General features: G+C 69.1%; 14 protein-coding genes. 6 read left to right on the top strand and 8 right to left on the bottom strand.

The window, feature by feature from the left end:
- Positions 1–5: 5 nt before the first annotated feature.
- From FBZ87_RS27305 to FBZ87_RS27290, 4 genes are all read left to right on the top strand, one after another.
- Positions 6–800 carry a polysaccharide deacetylase family protein gene (locus FBZ87_RS27305; RefSeq protein WP_246134630.1) on the top strand — a complete coding sequence of 265 codons (795 nt, stop codon included), beginning with the start codon at positions 6–8 and terminating at the stop codon, positions 798–800.
- On the top strand, positions 797–2,059 hold the full coding sequence (locus FBZ87_RS27300) for a putative glycoside hydrolase (RefSeq protein ID WP_246134629.1): 1,263 nt from the start codon (positions 797–799) through the stop codon (positions 2,057–2,059). Before FBZ87_RS27305 ends, FBZ87_RS27300 begins: the two co-directional genes overlap by 4 nt.
- Before the next feature lie 8 nt (positions 2,060–2,067).
- Positions 2,068–4,338 (top strand): serine hydrolase, encoded by a 2,271-nt coding sequence (locus tag FBZ87_RS27295; protein WP_145613737.1) that lies wholly within the window; start codon positions 2,068–2,070, stop codon positions 4,336–4,338.
- 126 nt (positions 4,339–4,464) lie between these two features.
- Positions 4,465–5,031, top strand: a complete 567-nt coding sequence (locus FBZ87_RS27290) for a nitroreductase family protein (RefSeq protein WP_145613736.1) — start codon at positions 4,465–4,467, stop codon at positions 5,029–5,031.
- Between the two features lie 26 nt (positions 5,032–5,057).
- Here FBZ87_RS27290 and FBZ87_RS27285 read toward each other — a convergent pair whose 3' ends face one another.
- The 8 genes from FBZ87_RS27285 to hutI are packed head-to-tail and all read right to left on the bottom strand — an operon-like array spanning position 5,058 to position 12,481.
- Complete coding sequence (locus FBZ87_RS27285) at positions 5,058–5,834, bottom strand: ABC transporter ATP-binding protein (protein WP_145613735.1); 777 nt, start codon at positions 5,832–5,834, stop codon at positions 5,058–5,060.
- Positions 5,831–6,562 (bottom strand): ABC transporter permease, encoded by a 732-nt coding sequence (locus FBZ87_RS27280; RefSeq protein ID WP_145613734.1) that lies wholly within the window; start codon positions 6,560–6,562, stop codon positions 5,831–5,833. Before FBZ87_RS27280 ends, FBZ87_RS27285 begins: the two co-directional genes overlap by 4 nt.
- A gap of 5 nt (positions 6,563–6,567) precedes the next feature.
- The gene (locus tag FBZ87_RS27275) at positions 6,568–7,278 is read right to left on the bottom strand and encodes an ABC transporter permease (RefSeq protein WP_145613733.1); all 711 of its coding nucleotides are present in this window, start codon (positions 7,276–7,278) and stop codon (positions 6,568–6,570) included.
- Positions 7,275–8,189, bottom strand: coding sequence for a transporter substrate-binding domain-containing protein (locus FBZ87_RS27270; RefSeq protein ID WP_145613732.1), 915 nt, complete (start codon positions 8,187–8,189; stop codon positions 7,275–7,277). Before FBZ87_RS27270 ends, FBZ87_RS27275 begins: the two co-directional genes overlap by 4 nt.
- Complete coding sequence (locus FBZ87_RS27265) at positions 8,186–8,773, bottom strand: HutD/Ves family protein (protein ID WP_145613731.1); 588 nt, start codon at positions 8,771–8,773, stop codon at positions 8,186–8,188. Before FBZ87_RS27265 ends, FBZ87_RS27270 begins: the two co-directional genes overlap by 4 nt.
- Positions 8,770–10,437, bottom strand: coding sequence for a urocanate hydratase (gene hutU / locus FBZ87_RS27260; RefSeq protein WP_145613730.1), 1,668 nt, complete (start codon positions 10,435–10,437; stop codon positions 8,770–8,772). The genes FBZ87_RS27265 and hutU overlap by 4 nt, the downstream gene beginning before the upstream one ends.
- Positions 10,434–11,258: an N-formylglutamate deformylase gene (gene hutG / locus FBZ87_RS27255; protein WP_145613729.1), complete on the bottom strand. Its 825-nt coding sequence runs from the start codon at positions 11,256–11,258 to the stop codon at positions 10,434–10,436. Before hutG ends, hutU begins: the two co-directional genes overlap by 4 nt.
- A 17-nt stretch (positions 11,259–11,275) precedes the next feature.
- Entirely contained in the window at positions 11,276–12,481 is a 1,206-nt protein-coding gene (gene hutI, locus FBZ87_RS27250) for an imidazolonepropionase (protein ID WP_145613728.1), read from the bottom strand.
- 91 nt (positions 12,482–12,572) lie between these two features.
- Here hutI and FBZ87_RS27245 point away from each other — a divergent pair, with 91 nt between their 5' ends.
- Complete coding sequence (locus FBZ87_RS27245) at positions 12,573–13,949, top strand: formimidoylglutamate deiminase (RefSeq protein WP_145613727.1); 1,377 nt, start codon at positions 12,573–12,575, stop codon at positions 13,947–13,949.
- Positions 13,946–14,656 carry a histidine utilization transcriptional repressor HutC gene (gene hutC, locus FBZ87_RS27240; RefSeq protein WP_145613726.1) on the top strand — a complete coding sequence of 237 codons (711 nt, stop codon included), beginning with the start codon at positions 13,946–13,948 and terminating at the stop codon, positions 14,654–14,656. The genes FBZ87_RS27245 and hutC overlap by 4 nt, the downstream gene beginning before the upstream one ends.
- The last annotated feature ends 1 nt before the right edge of the window (position 14,657 follow it).

The raw sequence follows: 14,657 nt of genomic DNA, 5'->3' as shown, positions 1-14,657 counted from the left end.
GCGCCATGCGGTGCCGAGTGCTGTTTCCCGTGATCCTCCTCCTGGTGTCCGCAGTGGCGGCGCCGGCCGCGCGGGGGGAAGGCGGCACACCGGTCCTGGCCTATCACCGTTTCGATCCGACCACGCCCGGCCCCACCACCATCACGACGCCCGTATTCGAGCGGCAGCTCGACTGGCTGGACGCTCACGACATCAAAGTCATGCCCCTGCGAAGCGTGGTGGATGCGGTGCGCGGCGGCCAGTGGCCCACCGGGACCGCTGGCCCGGCGGCCGCCATCACCGTGGATGACGGTCACGTCTCGGTCTACACCCAGCTCTACCCCATCATCCGCCGCCGTCATGTGCCGGTCACCCTGTTCATCTACCCTTCGGCCATTTCCAACGCCGCCTACGCCCTGACATGGGAACAGCTGGCGGAGATGGTCCGGTCCGGCCTGGTGGACGTTCAGTCCCACACTTATTGGCACCCCAATTTCCGCAAGGAACGCGCCCGTCGCACGCCGGACGATTACCGGATCTTCGTGAACTCCCAGTTGGTCCGGTCCAAGGCGGCGCTGGAGCAGCACCTGGGCATCAAGGTCGACCTGCTGGCCTGGCCGTTCGGAATCATCGATGCCGATCTTCAGGCCGCCGCGCAGCGCGCCGGCTACCGCGCCGCCTTCGCTTATGAGGGTGGATGGGCGGCACCGGGGGGGCCGCTCTACGCCATTCCCCGCATTCCGGTTTCAAACCACGACCGCGACGCCGCCTTCGCCGCGTTGCTGACACCAGCACCCGCGAAAAAGGGCCAGCCACGATGATCCGACGGTTCCTCAAGAGCGCCGTGCTCGCCATCTGCCTGGGACTGACGCTGGTCCATCCGGCGGCGGCCATGGCGGGGCGGATTGTCGATGGCGCCACCGGCGCGCCCATCGCCGGCGCCACGATCGTCGCCGGCGGTCAGCTGGTGCCGGTGGACGGGATGGGACGCTTCACCGTCGACACCACGGGCCCGGTGTTCGCCCGCGCCCCGGGCTACCGGGCAGGCACCTTCAACCCCGCGGCATCGCCACCTACGGATGCCGTGCTGCGCCTGGAGCCCTTTACGCCCAAGGCGCTCTATCTCACCGTCTACGGCATCGGCTCCAGTTCACTGCGCGATCCCGCCTTGGCCTTGATGCGGGAGAAAGGCCTAAACGCCCTGGTGATCGACGTGAAGGGGGACAGGGGGCTGGTCCCCTTCCCTAGTGCGACCGCCATGACGGTGCCCGGCGCCCGCGCAATCACCACCATCCCCAACCTGGCGGAGCTGGCGGCGACGCTTCACGCGCAGGGAATCTATGCCATCGCCCGCATCGTCACCTTCAAGGACCCGCTGCTGGCGGCCAGCCGGCCCGACCTGGCGGTGAAGCGCGGCAATGGCGAGCTGTTTCGCGATCGGGAGCATCTCGCCTGGACCGACCCGCTGCAACAGGTGGTTCGCGACTACAACATCGGCATCGCCATCGAGGCGGCCCAGGCCGGCTTCGACGAGATCCAGTTCGACTATGTGCGCTTCCCGGACGCCAACCAGCGTCTGCGCTTCGCCGGACCCACCACGGAAAAAGACCGGCTGGCCGCCATCGCCGGCTTCCTGGGAGAAGCGCGCGGCCGGTTGCTGCCGTACAACGTCTATGTCGCGGCGGATATCTTCGGCTATGTCTGCTGGAACCTGGACGATACCGGTATCGGGCAGCGTCTGGAGGAACTGGCGCCGCAGGTGGATTACCTGTCCCCCATGCTTTACCCGTCGGGCTTCCAGTTCGGCATTCCCGGATACCGCAACCCGGTCAGCCATTCTTATGAGATCGTGCGCCTGTCCCTGGAAAACGCGCTGTCACGCCTGAACATATCGCCCAAGCGGTTCCGCCCCTGGCTGCAGGCCTTCAAGGACTACGCCTTTGATCGCCGGTCCTTCGGCGGTGGTGAGATACGGTTGCAGACCAAGGCGGCCGATGATGTGGGGGTGGACGGATGGATGCTGTGGAACCCGCGCAACGTTTACGGCGACCTGGGCGTGGAACAGCAGGCCGCGCGCTGAGGACCGGCATGTCCCTGTGGCTCCGCAGCCACCTCCTCCTGGGCCTGGCCCTGCTGGCCCTGGGCATCACACCGGCGTTCGCCGCCCGGCCGGACATGGCCTCGCTGGCGCCCTTCATCGAGAGCGCCGTCCGGGAGGAGATGACCGCCGGCCATATCCCAGGAGCCGTGATCCTGGTCGGCGACCGCGACGGCATCCTGTACCAAGGCGCCTGGGGGTTGCGCCGGGTGGTCCCGGACACCGCACCCATGACAGCCGACACCATCTTCGACCTGGCCTCGCTGACCAAGGTGCTGGTGACCACCACCGCCATCATGCAATTGGTGGAACGGGGCAAGGTGCACCTGGAGGCGCCGGTATCCCGCTATTGGCCGGCCTTCTCCACCAACGGCAAGGCTGCCATCACCGTTGAGGCGCTGCTGACCCATACATCTGGCCTGCGCGCGGACCTGGATCGGACCCGCCGGTGGGACGGTGCCGCCGAGGCGCGGGCCCTGCTGCTGGCGGAGACGCCGGTCAGCCCCCCCGGAGAGCGTTTCCGCTACAGCGACATCAACTTCCTGGTCCTGGGCGAGGTGGTGCGGCGGGTCAGCGGCCTGCCGCTGGACCGGTACGCGGCCCGGCATATCTTCCGCCCCTTGGGCATGACGGACACACGGTTCCTGCCCCCCGCCGCGTTGCATCCCCGCATCGCTCCGACGGACGTTCAGGATGGGGCGTTGCGATGGGGGAGAGTCAGCGACCCAACCGCCTATCGCATGGGGGGCGTGGCCGGACATGCCGGCGCCTTCGGTACGGCGGCGGACCTGGCCCGCTTCGCCCGTATGCTGCTGAACGGCGGCACGCTGGGGAAACGGCGCGTGCTGAAGGCCAGCAGCGTCACCCGGATGATTGCCCCCAATGTGCTGCCAGGGGGAACAACCAGGGGGCTGGGCTGGGACAGGACCTCCCCCTATGCCGGTGGGCAGGACACCGCATTCGGTCCGGGTTCCTATGGACATACTGGCTACACCGGCACATCGCTGTGGGTGGATCCGGGCCGCGGATGCTACCTCATCATCCTGACAAGCCGCCTGCATCCTGATGGAAAGGGCGACGCACGCCCCTTGCGGCGGCGCTTGGCCGAAGTAGTGGCCGTCGCCTGGGCGCCCCCGGTATTGACTGGCATCGATGTGCTGGCCGCCCAGGGGTTCAGCCCATTGCTGGGCAAGCGAGTGGCACTGCTGACCAACCAGACGGGCGTGGACCGGCAGGGCCGCAGGACCGCCGATCTGCTGGCACGCGCAGCGGGCGTGCACCTGGCGCTGCTGCTGAGCCCGGAACATGGGCCGGCGGGTGACCGCGAGGGCCGGGTCGCCTCGGGCACGGACGCAGCCACCGGCGTTCCCATCCTCAGCCTTTACGGCAGCAGCCGCCGCCCGTCACCGGAAGCGTTGGCGGGCCTGGACGCTATCGTCATCGACATCCAGGATGCCGGCGCGCGCTTCTACACCTACGCCACCACCATGGCCTATGTCCTGGAGGCGGCGGCCGTGGCCCATGTTCCGGTCTATGTGCTGGACCGCCCCAACCCCATCACCGCCACGGCAGTCCAGGGGCCGGTGCTGGACGCGGACCGCCGGTCCTTCACCGGCTATTTCGCCTTACCGGTCCGCCATGGCATGACCCTGGGGGAACTGGCCTCGCTGTTCAATGCCGAGAACAATATCGGCGCGGCGCTGACCGTCATTCCCATGCAGGGCTACCGCCGCGACCGCTGGTACGACCAGACGGACCTCCGCTGGATCAACCCATCGCCCAACCTCCGATCCGTTAACGAGGCCACTCTCTATCCCGGCGTGGCTCTCATCGAGGGCAGCGCCGTCAGCGTGGGGCGCGGGACAGCCACCCCATTCGAAGTGGTCGGCGCACCATGGGTCGACGGACCGGCCCTGGCTGAAGTGCTGCGGGCCAGGGCCATCCCCGGCATCCAGTTCGCGCCCACGACCTTCATCCCAACGGGAGACCGCTACGCCGGCTTGACGTGCCAGGGGGTGCGCCTGACGGTGACAGATCGCACCGCCCTGGACAGCCCGCTGTTGGGTGTGGAACTGGCGGCGGCGCTCCACCGGTTCTACCCGCAGCGGTTCACCCTGGATGACACACTGGGCCTGATCGGCTCCAAGGCCACGGTTGAGGCCATCCGTTCGGGCGTCGACCCCCGCGCCATCGCCGCCGGATGGGACGCGGACCTGACGGCCTTCAAGGCCCTGCGCGCCAAATACCTGCTCTACCCGTGAACAGCGGCGGCCTGATCCATCTCAAGGTGTGCGGCGCCGGACCATGGGAATGTGCGAACCATCGGCGCACGCTGGACCCGACGCGCCGGCCGTAATCGGAAGGGTCATGCCGCACAGGAGGGAACCATGGATCTCTTCGACGCCCTGCATAACCGCCGCGCCGTCCGCGCCTACAGCGAAGCCGGCGTCGCCGCGAACCAAATCCGTTCGGTCATCGAGGCGGCGGTGGACGCCCCAAGCGGCATGAACCGCCAGCCCTGGTCATTCATTGTGGTGATGGACCGCACCCGGCTGCGCCTGTGGTCGGACCATGCCAAAGCCTTTCTGCTGCGGTCCTTGGATAACCAGCCCGAGCTGAAGCCGATGGAAAGCCATCTTGCCGACCCGGCCTTCAACATCTTCTACGATGCGCCCGCCATGATCGCGATCTGTGCCACGGTGCCGGACGCCATGGCCCAGCAGGACTGCTGCCTGGCGGCGGAGAACCTCATGCTCGCGGCCCATGGCCATGGCCTGGCGACCTGCTGGATCGGCTTGTCGCACGCCTGGCTGAACAGCGCCGATGGCAAGGACGCCTTGGCCCTGCCGCCGACCATGCCGGTCGTGGCGCCCATCATCATCGGCCATCCCAGGGATGGCGCCCCGCCAAAACCGCCCCGTAATCCAGCCCACATTTCCTGGATTGGCGACTGAAGCCACCGCCGGAAGGCATGGCCTTGTCAAAGGGCCGCGGGGGACAGGAAGGCGCGAAACGCCGGGGACGCGTCGGCCCCGAACATATGGGCCGGCGGGCCGCTGGACTCGACGCGCCCGTTCATCAAGTGCACCACCCGGCTGGACACATCGCGCGCGAACGCCATTTCGTGGGTCACGACGATCATGGTCCGCCCCTCATCCGCCAGGGATCGCATCAGGGCCAGGACCTCGCGCACCCGTTCCGGATCGAGGGCGGAGGTCGGCTCATCGAACAGGACCAGCTTCGGGTTCGTCGCCAGGGCCCGGGCGATGGCCACCCGCTGCTGCTGGCCGCCGGAAAGCCGCTTGGGATAGGCGGCGTGAAAGCCGGCCATGCCCACCCGTTCCAGCAGCGACCGCGCGGTGGCCAAAACCTCCTCCCGGTCACGGCGATGGACGCGCAAGGGCGCCTCCATGACGTTCTGAAGCACCGTGAGGTGGGGCCAGAGATTGAAGCCTTGGAAGACCATGGCCGTCTGGGTCCGCAGGCGGGCGGCGGCTCGGCTGTCGGAAACCTCCAGGCGGCCGTGACGGTTGCGCGCCAGGGGCGCCTGCACATCGCCGATGGCGATCTGCCCCTCGTCGGGAACCTCCAGCAGATTGAGGCAGCGCAGAAAAGTGCTTTTGCCCGAGCCGCTGCCCCCCAGGATGGAGATGACCTCCCCCTCCCGCGCCTCCAGCGAGACGCCGGCCAGTACTTCCCTGTCGCCGAAGGATTTGCGGATGTTGGTGGCGGTCAGGACAGGGGGTGGCACGGTCATGACAGCGGCTCCAGGGTGGGCGGTATGGGCGCGAGCGGGGTGGGGGCGCGATCGACGTCCAGCCGGCGCTCCAGCGCCGTCAGCAGGGTCGACAGCGTCGCGTTGATCAGCAGGTACAGCGCCGCCGCCGCGCAGAACACCTCCAGGGTGCGGTAGCTGTGGGCGATGACCTGTTGCGCCACGCCGGTGATGTCCAGAACCGTGATGGTGCTGGCCAGCGAGGTCGACTTGGTCATCATGATGATTTCATTGGAATAGCTGGGCAGCGCGATGCGGATGAGCGACGGCGCGATCACCCGCCGCAGCAGCATGAACCCGGTCATGCCGCAGGCGCGGCCGGCCTCGATCTCCCCACGCGGCACGGCGGCCAAGGCCCCGCGGAAGATCTCGGCGATATAGGCGGAGCAACAGCAGGTCATGGCCAGGCAGGTGCAGAAAACCGGGTCCCGGAACGCCGCCCAGAGGATGCCGTGGCGTATCCAGGGGACCATGGCGAACCCATAATAGATCATGAAAATCTGCAGGATCAGCGGCGTGCCCCGGAACAGGAAGGTCCAGGTCCGCTGGACCAGGCGCGGCAGCGGCGACCGCGCCACCGACATCGCCGTGAGGCCGGTGGCCAGCACCGTGGCGCAAACGCCGGAGACCGCCAGGATCAGCAGGGTCACGGGCACGGCGCGCACCAGCTGCGCGGTGACCGACCCGATGAACGTCAGGTGTTCCCCCATCGCGGTCAGCCCCTGTCCCACCGGTTGGAATAGCGGCCGCCGTAGTGGAAGGCCGTGCTGGAAAGGGTGGTGAGCACCAGGTAAAGCGCCATGGCCACGCCGAAGAACAGGAAGGGGTGCCGGGTCGATCCGGCGGCCACCAGGCTGGTGCGCATCAGCTCGCTCAGCCCTGTGACGGCGATCAGGGCGCTGTCTTTCAGGTTGAACTGCCAGACATTGCCCAGCGCGGGCAGGACGACGCGCGCCACCTGCGGCAGGACGATGCGGTGGAAGCACATAAGGTCACTGAAGCCCATGGCCCGCGCCGCCTCGAACTGGCCCCTGGGAATGGCGCCGACCCCGCCCCGGAAAATCTCGGCCTGATAGGCCGCCGACACCAGGCCGACCGACACGCTGCCGATCAGGAAGGGGGGCGGCAGGCCCGGCGCCTCCCAGCCGAAGGTCTCCGACAGCGACAGGATCAGGGAAGGCAGGCCGAAATACAGCAGCAGGATGACCAACAGCTCCGGCACTCCGCGCAGGATCACGCCATAGACCAACGCCGCGCGCCGCAGCCAGCGCGGCCCCTTCAGCCGCGCCCAGGCCAGCAGGATGCCTAGCACCGTGCCGATGGCCATGGAGGCGGCGGACACCGCCAGGGTGAGCAGGCAGCCCTTCAGCAGCAAGGGCGCCCAGCCGTCCGGCCCGAAGCCGAGGATCGCGAGATCGTCCATCATGGCTTGGGGGTTCCGGAGGGTGTTGAAGTGGGATCGGGTCCCAGGTCGGGTGTTGCGTCAGCCTTGAACCATTTCAGGCTCAGCCGCTTCACCGTGCCGTCGGCGACGGCGGAGCGGATCGCGGCGTTCAGGCGTTCCGCCAAGGCGGTGTCGTCCTGGCGCAGGCCGAAGCCCTCGCCGGCGCCAAGCTCGCCGCCGATCAGTTCAGGCCCGACCAGCACCAGGTCCTGCGCGTCGGGTGCCGCCAGCAGCGGCCGCAGATACGTGGTGTCATCCAGCGTGAGGTCGATACGGCCGCTTAACAGGTCCAGGTCCCGTTCCCCCATGGTGCGGTAGGATTTGATGGTGATGACGCCCGCCAGGTACTTGTCCAGGAAAGCGTCGTAGGTGCTGGAGATGGCGACGCCCAGGGTCTTGCCGCGCAGCTCCTCGCGCAGGGCCGCCAGCGCTTGGGCCTGGCGCTCCGGGGCCGGGCTGGCATCAAGATCCAGCACCAAGCCGCGGTTGGCCATGCGGGCCAAGGGGCTGTCCTTCTGGGTGACGAAGACCCCGGTGGTGATGGCGTACGGCAGGGAGAAGGCCAGCACGGCCTTGCGCGCCGGCGTGATCTGCAACGCGTCGGCGATAACGTCGATCTTATGGGCCTGCAAGGCGCCGATCATGCCGTCCCAGTCCTGGGCCACCAGTTGGCATTGCAGGTTGGCCCGTTGGCAAAGCACCTGCAGCAGGTCTGGCTCGAAGCCGATCAGGCTGCCGTCGGGCCGGGTCATGTTCCAGGGCGGGAACGCCCCCTCCGTCCCGATGACGACGGTCCGGCGAGCTTGCTGGGCGGGAACATCGGCCGCCCGCGCTGCCTGAAGGGACAGCAGGATTGCGAGCCCGAGAACGGCGCCGCGCAGGGTTTTGCTCATAGCCGCTCCGTCAACGGGACGATCTCCACCAACCAGCACGCCGCCATCGCCTGCACCGTGACGGACGCCCCCGCCCCAGCGTGGAACAGCAGGGCGTCCAGCGGGCCCAGCGTGTGGGTGCCGCCGCCGTGCGTCACCTGCGCGGCGCCGGTCGCGACCAACAGGTGGGTCGCGGCCGGGGCCAGCGGCAGGGTGGCGGTCCCGGCGGGCAGCCTGCGCTGCGCGCCGCGCGCCCGGCCGTGGCGAACCATGAGGTTCAGGTCCACCACCGGCCCGCCGTCCGGCGTTCCCGACACCGGCACGTCGCCGGGGAAGGGGTGGGCCGCCGTCTCCGGCGTCACCACCACCGGGGCCACGCCGCCGCCGAAGTCCAGCAGCAGGCGGCCCTCCAGGACGGCCAGCATGCGGTCGGTGTCGGCGAAGTGGGAAAACGGTCCCGCCTGCCGCACCTCCGCGATGCTGACGCGCCAGAGGAAATCGCCGGCGCCGTCATCCTGGCGGGCGACCTCGCGGGTCACGCCGCCGCCGTTCTTCCACGGGCTCGCGGTCCGTTGCGCCGCCGGCAGCGGCCTGACACCGCTCATCCCAGGATGCCGGGCAGGTCGAGGCCCATGGCGCGGGCGCAGTCCTGGGCGATGTCGTAGCCGGCGTCGGCGTGCCGCATGACGCCGGTGGCCGGGTCGTTCCACAGCACGCGTTCCAGGCGCTTGGCCGCCTCGGGCGTGCCGTCGGCGACGATGACCATGCCGCTGTGCTGCGAATAGCCCATGCCCACGCCGCCGCCGTGGTGCAGCGACACCCAGGTGGCGCCGGAGGCGGTGTTCAGCAAGGCGTTCAGCAGGGGCCAGTCGGACACGGCGTCGGTCCCGTCCTTCATCGCCTCCGTCTCGCGGTTGGGGCTGGCGACGCTGCCGCTGTCCAGGTGGTCGCGGCCGATGACGACCGGCGCCTTCAGCTCGCTCTTGGCCACCATCTCGTTGAACGCCAGGCCCAGCCGGTGCCGGTCGCCCAGCCCCACCCAGCAGATGCGGGCGGGCAGGCCCTGGAAGCGGATCTTTTCCCGCGCCATATCCAGCCAGCGGTGCAGGTGCGGGTTGTCCGGCATCAGCTCCTTCACCTTGGCGTCGGTCTTGTAGATGTCCTCGGGATCGCCCGACAGGGCGGCCCAGCGGAACGGGCCGACGCCACGGCAGAACAGGGGGCGGATGTAGGCGGGCACGAAACCGGGGAAGTCGAAGGCGTTGGCCACGCCTTCGTCCTTCGCCACCTGGCGGATGTTGTTGCCGTAATCGACGGTGGGCACCCCCGCCGCCTGGAAGTCCAGCATGGCCTGGACGTGGACCGCCATGCTGGCGCGGGCGGCGGCGGCCACCGCCTGCGGTTCCCGTTCCCGCCGCTCGACCCACTCGGCCACCGTCCAGCCCGCCGGCAGATAGCCGTTGACGGGATCGTGGGCGGAGGTCTGGTCGGTCAGCAAATCCGGGCGGATGCCCCGCCGGAACAATTCCGGCAGCAGTTCGGCAGCGTTGCCCAGCAAGCCGACGGAGACCGCCTTTTTCTCAGCGCACGCCCGCTCGATGATCGCCATCGCCTCATCGATGGTCTCGGCGGCGTGGTCCAGGTAACCGGTGCGCAGGCGCATCTCAATACGGCTGCGCTGGCATTCGATGGCCAGGCACGACGCGCCGGCCATGACGGCGGCCAGCGGCTGCGCCCCGCCCATCCCGCCCAGGCCGGCGGTCAGCAGCCAGCGGCCCGAGAGGTCGCCACCGTAATGCTGGCGGCCCATTTCCACGAAGGTTTCATAGGTGCCCTGGACGATGCCTTGGGACCCGATGTAGATCCAGGATCCGGCCGTCATCTGCCCGTACATGGCCAGGCCCTTGCGGTCCAGCTCATGGAAATGCTCCCAATTCGCCCATTTGGGAACCAGGTTGCTGTTGGCGATCAGCACGCGCGGGGCGTCGGGATGGGTACGGAAGACGCCCACCGGCTTGCCGGACTGGACCAGCAGGGTCTGGTCCGCCTCCAGCCGCGTCAGCGTTTCGACGATCCGGTCGTAGCTCTGCCAGTCCCGGGCGGCGCGGCCGATGCCACCGTAGACCACCAGCTCCTCCGGGCGCTCCGCCACGTCGGGGTGCAGGTTGTTCATCAGCATGCGCAGCGCCGCCTCGGTCAGCCAGCTTTTGGCGGTGCGTTCCGTGCCGGTGGCGGGGCGGATGACGCGGGTGTTGTCGATGCGGCTCATAGGGTCCTTCCCAGGCTGGTGGCGAAGGCGAGGCAGTCGTCCAGGATACCGGTCAGGACCGTGACGAGAGGCCTCGCGTAAGCGGGGTCGAAAGGGGGCGGCCAGGTGTCGGGGCCAGGCTCGTCCGGCTCGGCGAGATAGCCCCGGATGGCCAGTTCCATCTGAATGGCGTGGATGCTCTCGGCGGGGCGGCCATAGTGGCGCGTCGTCCAACCGCCTTTGAACCGGCCGTTCAGCACATGGCTATGGCCGCTGGCGGCACAGCGGTCGTGGATGGCGGTCGCCAGCGCCCCGTCGCAGGTGGCGCCGCCGTTGGTGCCAATGTTGAACTGCGGCAGGGGGCCGTCGAACAGACGGGGGATGACGCTGCGGATGGAATGGGCGTCATACAGGACGACGGCGCCATGGTTCCGCCGCAGCCGCGCCAGCTCCGCCCGGATGGCGTCGTGATAGGGATCGAAATAGGCCGTGCGCCGCGCGGCGATCTCGGTGGCATCGGGCGTGGCCCCGGCGTAAAGCGGCTCACCGTCGAAGGTGGTGAGGGGGCAGAGGTCGGTTGTCGCCTGGCCCGGATAGAGCGACGCGCCGGAGGGGTCACGGTTGACGTCGATGACGCTGCGCGACAGCCGCGTCCGGATGGTGGTCGCGCCCATGTCCGCCGCGAAGGCGTACAGCCGGTCTATCCACCAATCGGCGTCCTTGCGCGCCAGCCAGGGCGACGCGAAGCGGCCCAGCAGCCCATCCGGTATGTCGGTGCCGGTGTGGGGGAAGGTCACGACCAGGGGCGCGTCGCCGCGGCGGATTTCCAGCCAGTCCGTCATCTCACCAGTCCGCCATCTCAATTGCCCCGCCAGACACGCGCGTGCAGGGGGTTGAACCCCATGCGGTAGACCAGATCCGCCGGCCGCTCGATATCCCAGATCGCCAGGTCGCAGGACTTGCCCGCCTCCAGCGTGCCGATCTCTTGGTGCAACCCCAAGGCGCGGGCGGCGTTGCGGGTGACACCGGCGATGCATTCATCCACCGTCATGCGGAACAGGGTGGCGCCCATGTTCATGACCAGCAGCAGCGAGGTCAGGGGCGACGTGCCCGGGTTGCAGTCCGTGGCCAGGGCCATGGGCACGCCGGCCGCCCGGAAGGCATCCACCGGCGGCAGCTTTGTTTCCCGCACGAAATAAAAGGCGCCGGGCAGCAACGTCGCCACGGTGCCGGCCGCGGCCATCGCCGCGACACCATCGGCGTCCGTGTGTTCCAGATGGTCGGCCGACAGGGCGCCATGCCGGGCCGCCAGAGCGGCGCCGTACAGGTTGGACAACTGGTCGGCATGCAGTTTGACCGGCAGGCCATGGGCGGCAGCGGCGGCGAACATCCGCGCCGTCTGATCCGGCGTGAAGCCGATGCCTTCGCAGAAGGCGTCAACGGCATCGGCCAGCCCCTCCCCCGCCGCCGCCGGCAGCACGGTGTCGCACAGGAAGTCGACATAGCGGTCGGCGTCGCCGCTGAATTCCGGCGGCAGCGCGTGGGCGCCCAGGAAGGTGGTGGTGATCCGGACCGGCCGCGCCTGCCCCAGCCGGCGCGCGGCGCGCAGCATGCGCAGCTCAGCCTCCAGGTTCAGCCCGTATCCGGACTTGATCTCCACCGTCGTGGCCCCTTCCGCCATCAGAGCGTCCAGCCGGGGCAACGCGCCGGCCGTCAGCGCCGCCACGTCGGCGTCGCGCGTAGCGCGCATGGTGGAAAGGATGCCGCCGCCGGCCCGGGCGATCTCCTCGTAAGAGGCGCCGGCCAGCCGCAGTTCGAACTCATGCGCCCGGCTTCCGCCATGGACCAGGTGCGTGTGACAATCGATCAAGCCCGGGGTGATCCAACGGCCGGCGCAATCCATCACCACACCGGCGTCGAAACCGGGCGCGTCGGCAGCGGGACCGGCGTAGACGATCAGGCCGTCACGCATGGCGACGACGCCATCGCGAACGATCCCCAGCCCATGCTCAGCCCCGGCAAGCGTCGCCAAATGGGCGTTCGTCCACAGCTTGTCGCAACGCATGCCCGTTCTCCTGGCGGATCCCAAGTCCGCCTCAATGGTTGCGTTCGCACCTTAGAATGTATAGACATATGGCGCAACAGGAGAATGCACCATGGGCACTGACGGCGGTTCGGACGGGGCTTTCCACTTCCAGCAGGCCCTGCTTCCCCAGGGTTGGGCGGACAATGTGCGGCTGACGGTCCGGGATGGCGTCATCGCCACCCTGGAATGGAACGCGGCGCCCCAGGCCGGTGACGAGCGGCGGCCGGTGGCCCTGCCCGGCCTGCCCAACCTGCACAGCCACGCCTTTCAGCGCGGCATGGCCGGCTTGGCGGAGGTGCGGGGGCCGGCGGGCGACAGCTTCTGGACCTGGCGCGACGTCATGTACCGCTTCGTCGATCGCCTTTCACCCGACGACCTGCACGCCATCGCGGCCTTGGCCTATATGGAAATGCTGGAGGCCGGGTTCACCCGCGTTGGGGAGTTCCATTACCTTCATCATGATCGGGACGGCGGCCGGTTCGCCGACCCGGCGGAGATGAGCGCCGCCATCGTCGCGGCGGCGGACGAGACCGGCATCGCCCTGACCCACCTGCCGGTGTTCTATGCGCATTCAGGTTTCGGCGGGGCGGCACCAGGGCATGGGCAGCGCCGCTTCCTGCATGACCTGGACGGCTTCGCCCGCCTGCTGGACGCGGCGCGGACCAAGGCGCGGGCCCTGCCCGACGCGGTCGTCGGCGTGGCGCCGCACAGCCTGCGCGCGGTGACGCCTGAGGAATTGACCCAGGTGGCCGGCCTGGCCGGCGCCGCCCCCGTGCACATCCATATCGCCGAGCAGGTGAAGGAGGTCGAGGACTGCGTGGCCTGGGGCGGGGCCCGGCCGGTGGAATGGCTGCTGGCCAATGCGCCGGTGGACGCCCGCTGGTGCCTGGTGCATGCCACCCACGTGACGCCGGCGGAGGTCGCGGACATGGCGGCCAGCGGCGCGGTGGTCGGTCTCTGCCCCATCACAGAGGCCAACCTGGGCGACGGCATCTTCCCGGCCACCGCCTACCTGTCCGCCGGCGGCCGGTTCGGCGTCGGATCGGACTCCAACGTCCTGATCGACGCGACCGAGGAACTGCGGCTGTTGGAATACGGCCAGCGCCTGGCGGGCCGCAGCCGCAACGTGATCGCGCAGGCGCCGGGACGGTCGACGGGCCAGGATCTGGTGGAGGGCGCGCTGGCGGGGGGCGCCGCCGCCCTGGGCGCGCCGTGCGCCATCGCGGTTGGCCATGCGGCGGACCTGGTCAGCATCGACACCCAGCACCCGTCGCTGCACGGCCGCCGGGGCCCGGCGCTGCTGGACGCCTTGATCTTCGCGGCCGGCCGCGCGGCCATTGACGGGGTCTGGCGCCGGGGCAAGCAGGTGGTTAATACTGGCCGGCACCAGCGGCGGGACGCCATTGTCACCCGTTACCGCCAAGTCCTCGAAAGATTGACCCAGTGACGCTTTCCCTGCATGAGCGCATTCGAACGGACATAGAGTCGGCCATCCTGTCGGGGAAGCTGGCACCGGAAGACCGGCTCCCCGTCGAGCATGAGCTGATGCAGACCTATCAATGCTCGCGCATGACGGTCAACAAGGCGCTGTCCGCCTTGGCCGCGGCGGGCCTTATCGAACGGCGCAAGGGCGCCGGCTCCTTCGTGGGCCGCCCGCATGCCCATTCCATGATCCTGGACGTCCCCGACCTGCCGGTCGAGGTGGCCAAACGCGGCCATGTCTACGGCTATCAGCTGCTGGTGCGGAAGCTGCGGGCCGCCGCCCGGGGAAACGCCGAGGAAGAGTTGCTGGCCGGCGGTCGCCGGCTGCTGCAGCTGGACGGCCTGCATTTCGCCGACGGCGCGCCCCTCGCGGTGGAACGCCGCCTGGTCAGCCTGGCCGCCGTACCGGCAATCGCCGAGGCGGACCTTGAGAAGGAACCGCCCGGAACCTGGCTGCTGCGGCATGTGCCGTGGACGGAGGCGGAAACCCGCATCTCCGCCGTTCCCGCGGATGCGGAGATCGCGCGTCTTCTCAAGACGCCGGCCGGCACGGCCTGCCTGCTGGTGGAACGGCAGACCTGGCGCAGTTCGGAACGGATCACGGCCGTGCGTCAGTATTTCCTGGGCACGGCCTATCATCTGGTCGCCCGGTTCGGCAGCAGCCGTCCGTGAC

This window comes from Nitrospirillum amazonense (assembly GCF_007828035.1).
GTDB classification, from domain to species: Bacteria; Pseudomonadota; Alphaproteobacteria; order Azospirillales; family Azospirillaceae; genus Nitrospirillum; species Nitrospirillum amazonense.
This window is presented reverse-complemented; position numbering and strand designations above follow the sequence as displayed.

Bases quoted from the DNA above. Each gene is read 5' to 3' on its own strand.
- FBZ87_RS27305 (WP_246134630.1), top strand. From the start codon at position 6: ATGCGGTGCCGAGTGCTGTTTCCCGTGATCCTCCTCCTGGTGTCCGCA.
- FBZ87_RS27300 (WP_246134629.1), top strand. From the start codon at position 797: ATGATCCGACGGTTCCTCAAGAGCGCCGTGCTCGCCATCTGCCTGGGA.
- FBZ87_RS27295 (WP_145613737.1), top strand. From the start codon at position 2,068: ATGTCCCTGTGGCTCCGCAGCCACCTCCTCCTGGGCCTGGCCCTGCTG.
- FBZ87_RS27290 (WP_145613736.1), top strand. From the start codon at position 4,465: ATGGATCTCTTCGACGCCCTGCATAACCGCCGCGCCGTCCGCGCCTAC.
- FBZ87_RS27285 (WP_145613735.1), bottom strand. From the start codon at position 5,834: ATGACCGTGCCACCCCCTGTCCTGACCGCCACCAACATCCGCAAATCC.
- FBZ87_RS27280 (WP_145613734.1), bottom strand. From the start codon at position 6,562: ATGGGGGAACACCTGACGTTCATCGGGTCGGTCACCGCGCAGCTGGTG.
- FBZ87_RS27275 (WP_145613733.1), bottom strand. From the start codon at position 7,278: ATGATGGACGATCTCGCGATCCTCGGCTTCGGGCCGGACGGCTGGGCG.
- FBZ87_RS27270 (WP_145613732.1), bottom strand. From the start codon at position 8,189: ATGAGCAAAACCCTGCGCGGCGCCGTTCTCGGGCTCGCAATCCTGCTG.
- FBZ87_RS27265 (WP_145613731.1), bottom strand. From the start codon at position 8,773: ATGAGCGGTGTCAGGCCGCTGCCGGCGGCGCAACGGACCGCGAGCCCG.
- hutU (WP_145613730.1), bottom strand. From the start codon at position 10,437: ATGAGCCGCATCGACAACACCCGCGTCATCCGCCCCGCCACCGGCACG.
- hutG (WP_145613729.1), bottom strand. From the start codon at position 11,258: ATGACGGACTGGCTGGAAATCCGCCGCGGCGACGCGCCCCTGGTCGTG.
- hutI (WP_145613728.1), bottom strand. From the start codon at position 12,481: ATGCGTTGCGACAAGCTGTGGACGAACGCCCATTTGGCGACGCTTGCC.
- FBZ87_RS27245 (WP_145613727.1), top strand. From the start codon at position 12,573: ATGGGCACTGACGGCGGTTCGGACGGGGCTTTCCACTTCCAGCAGGCC.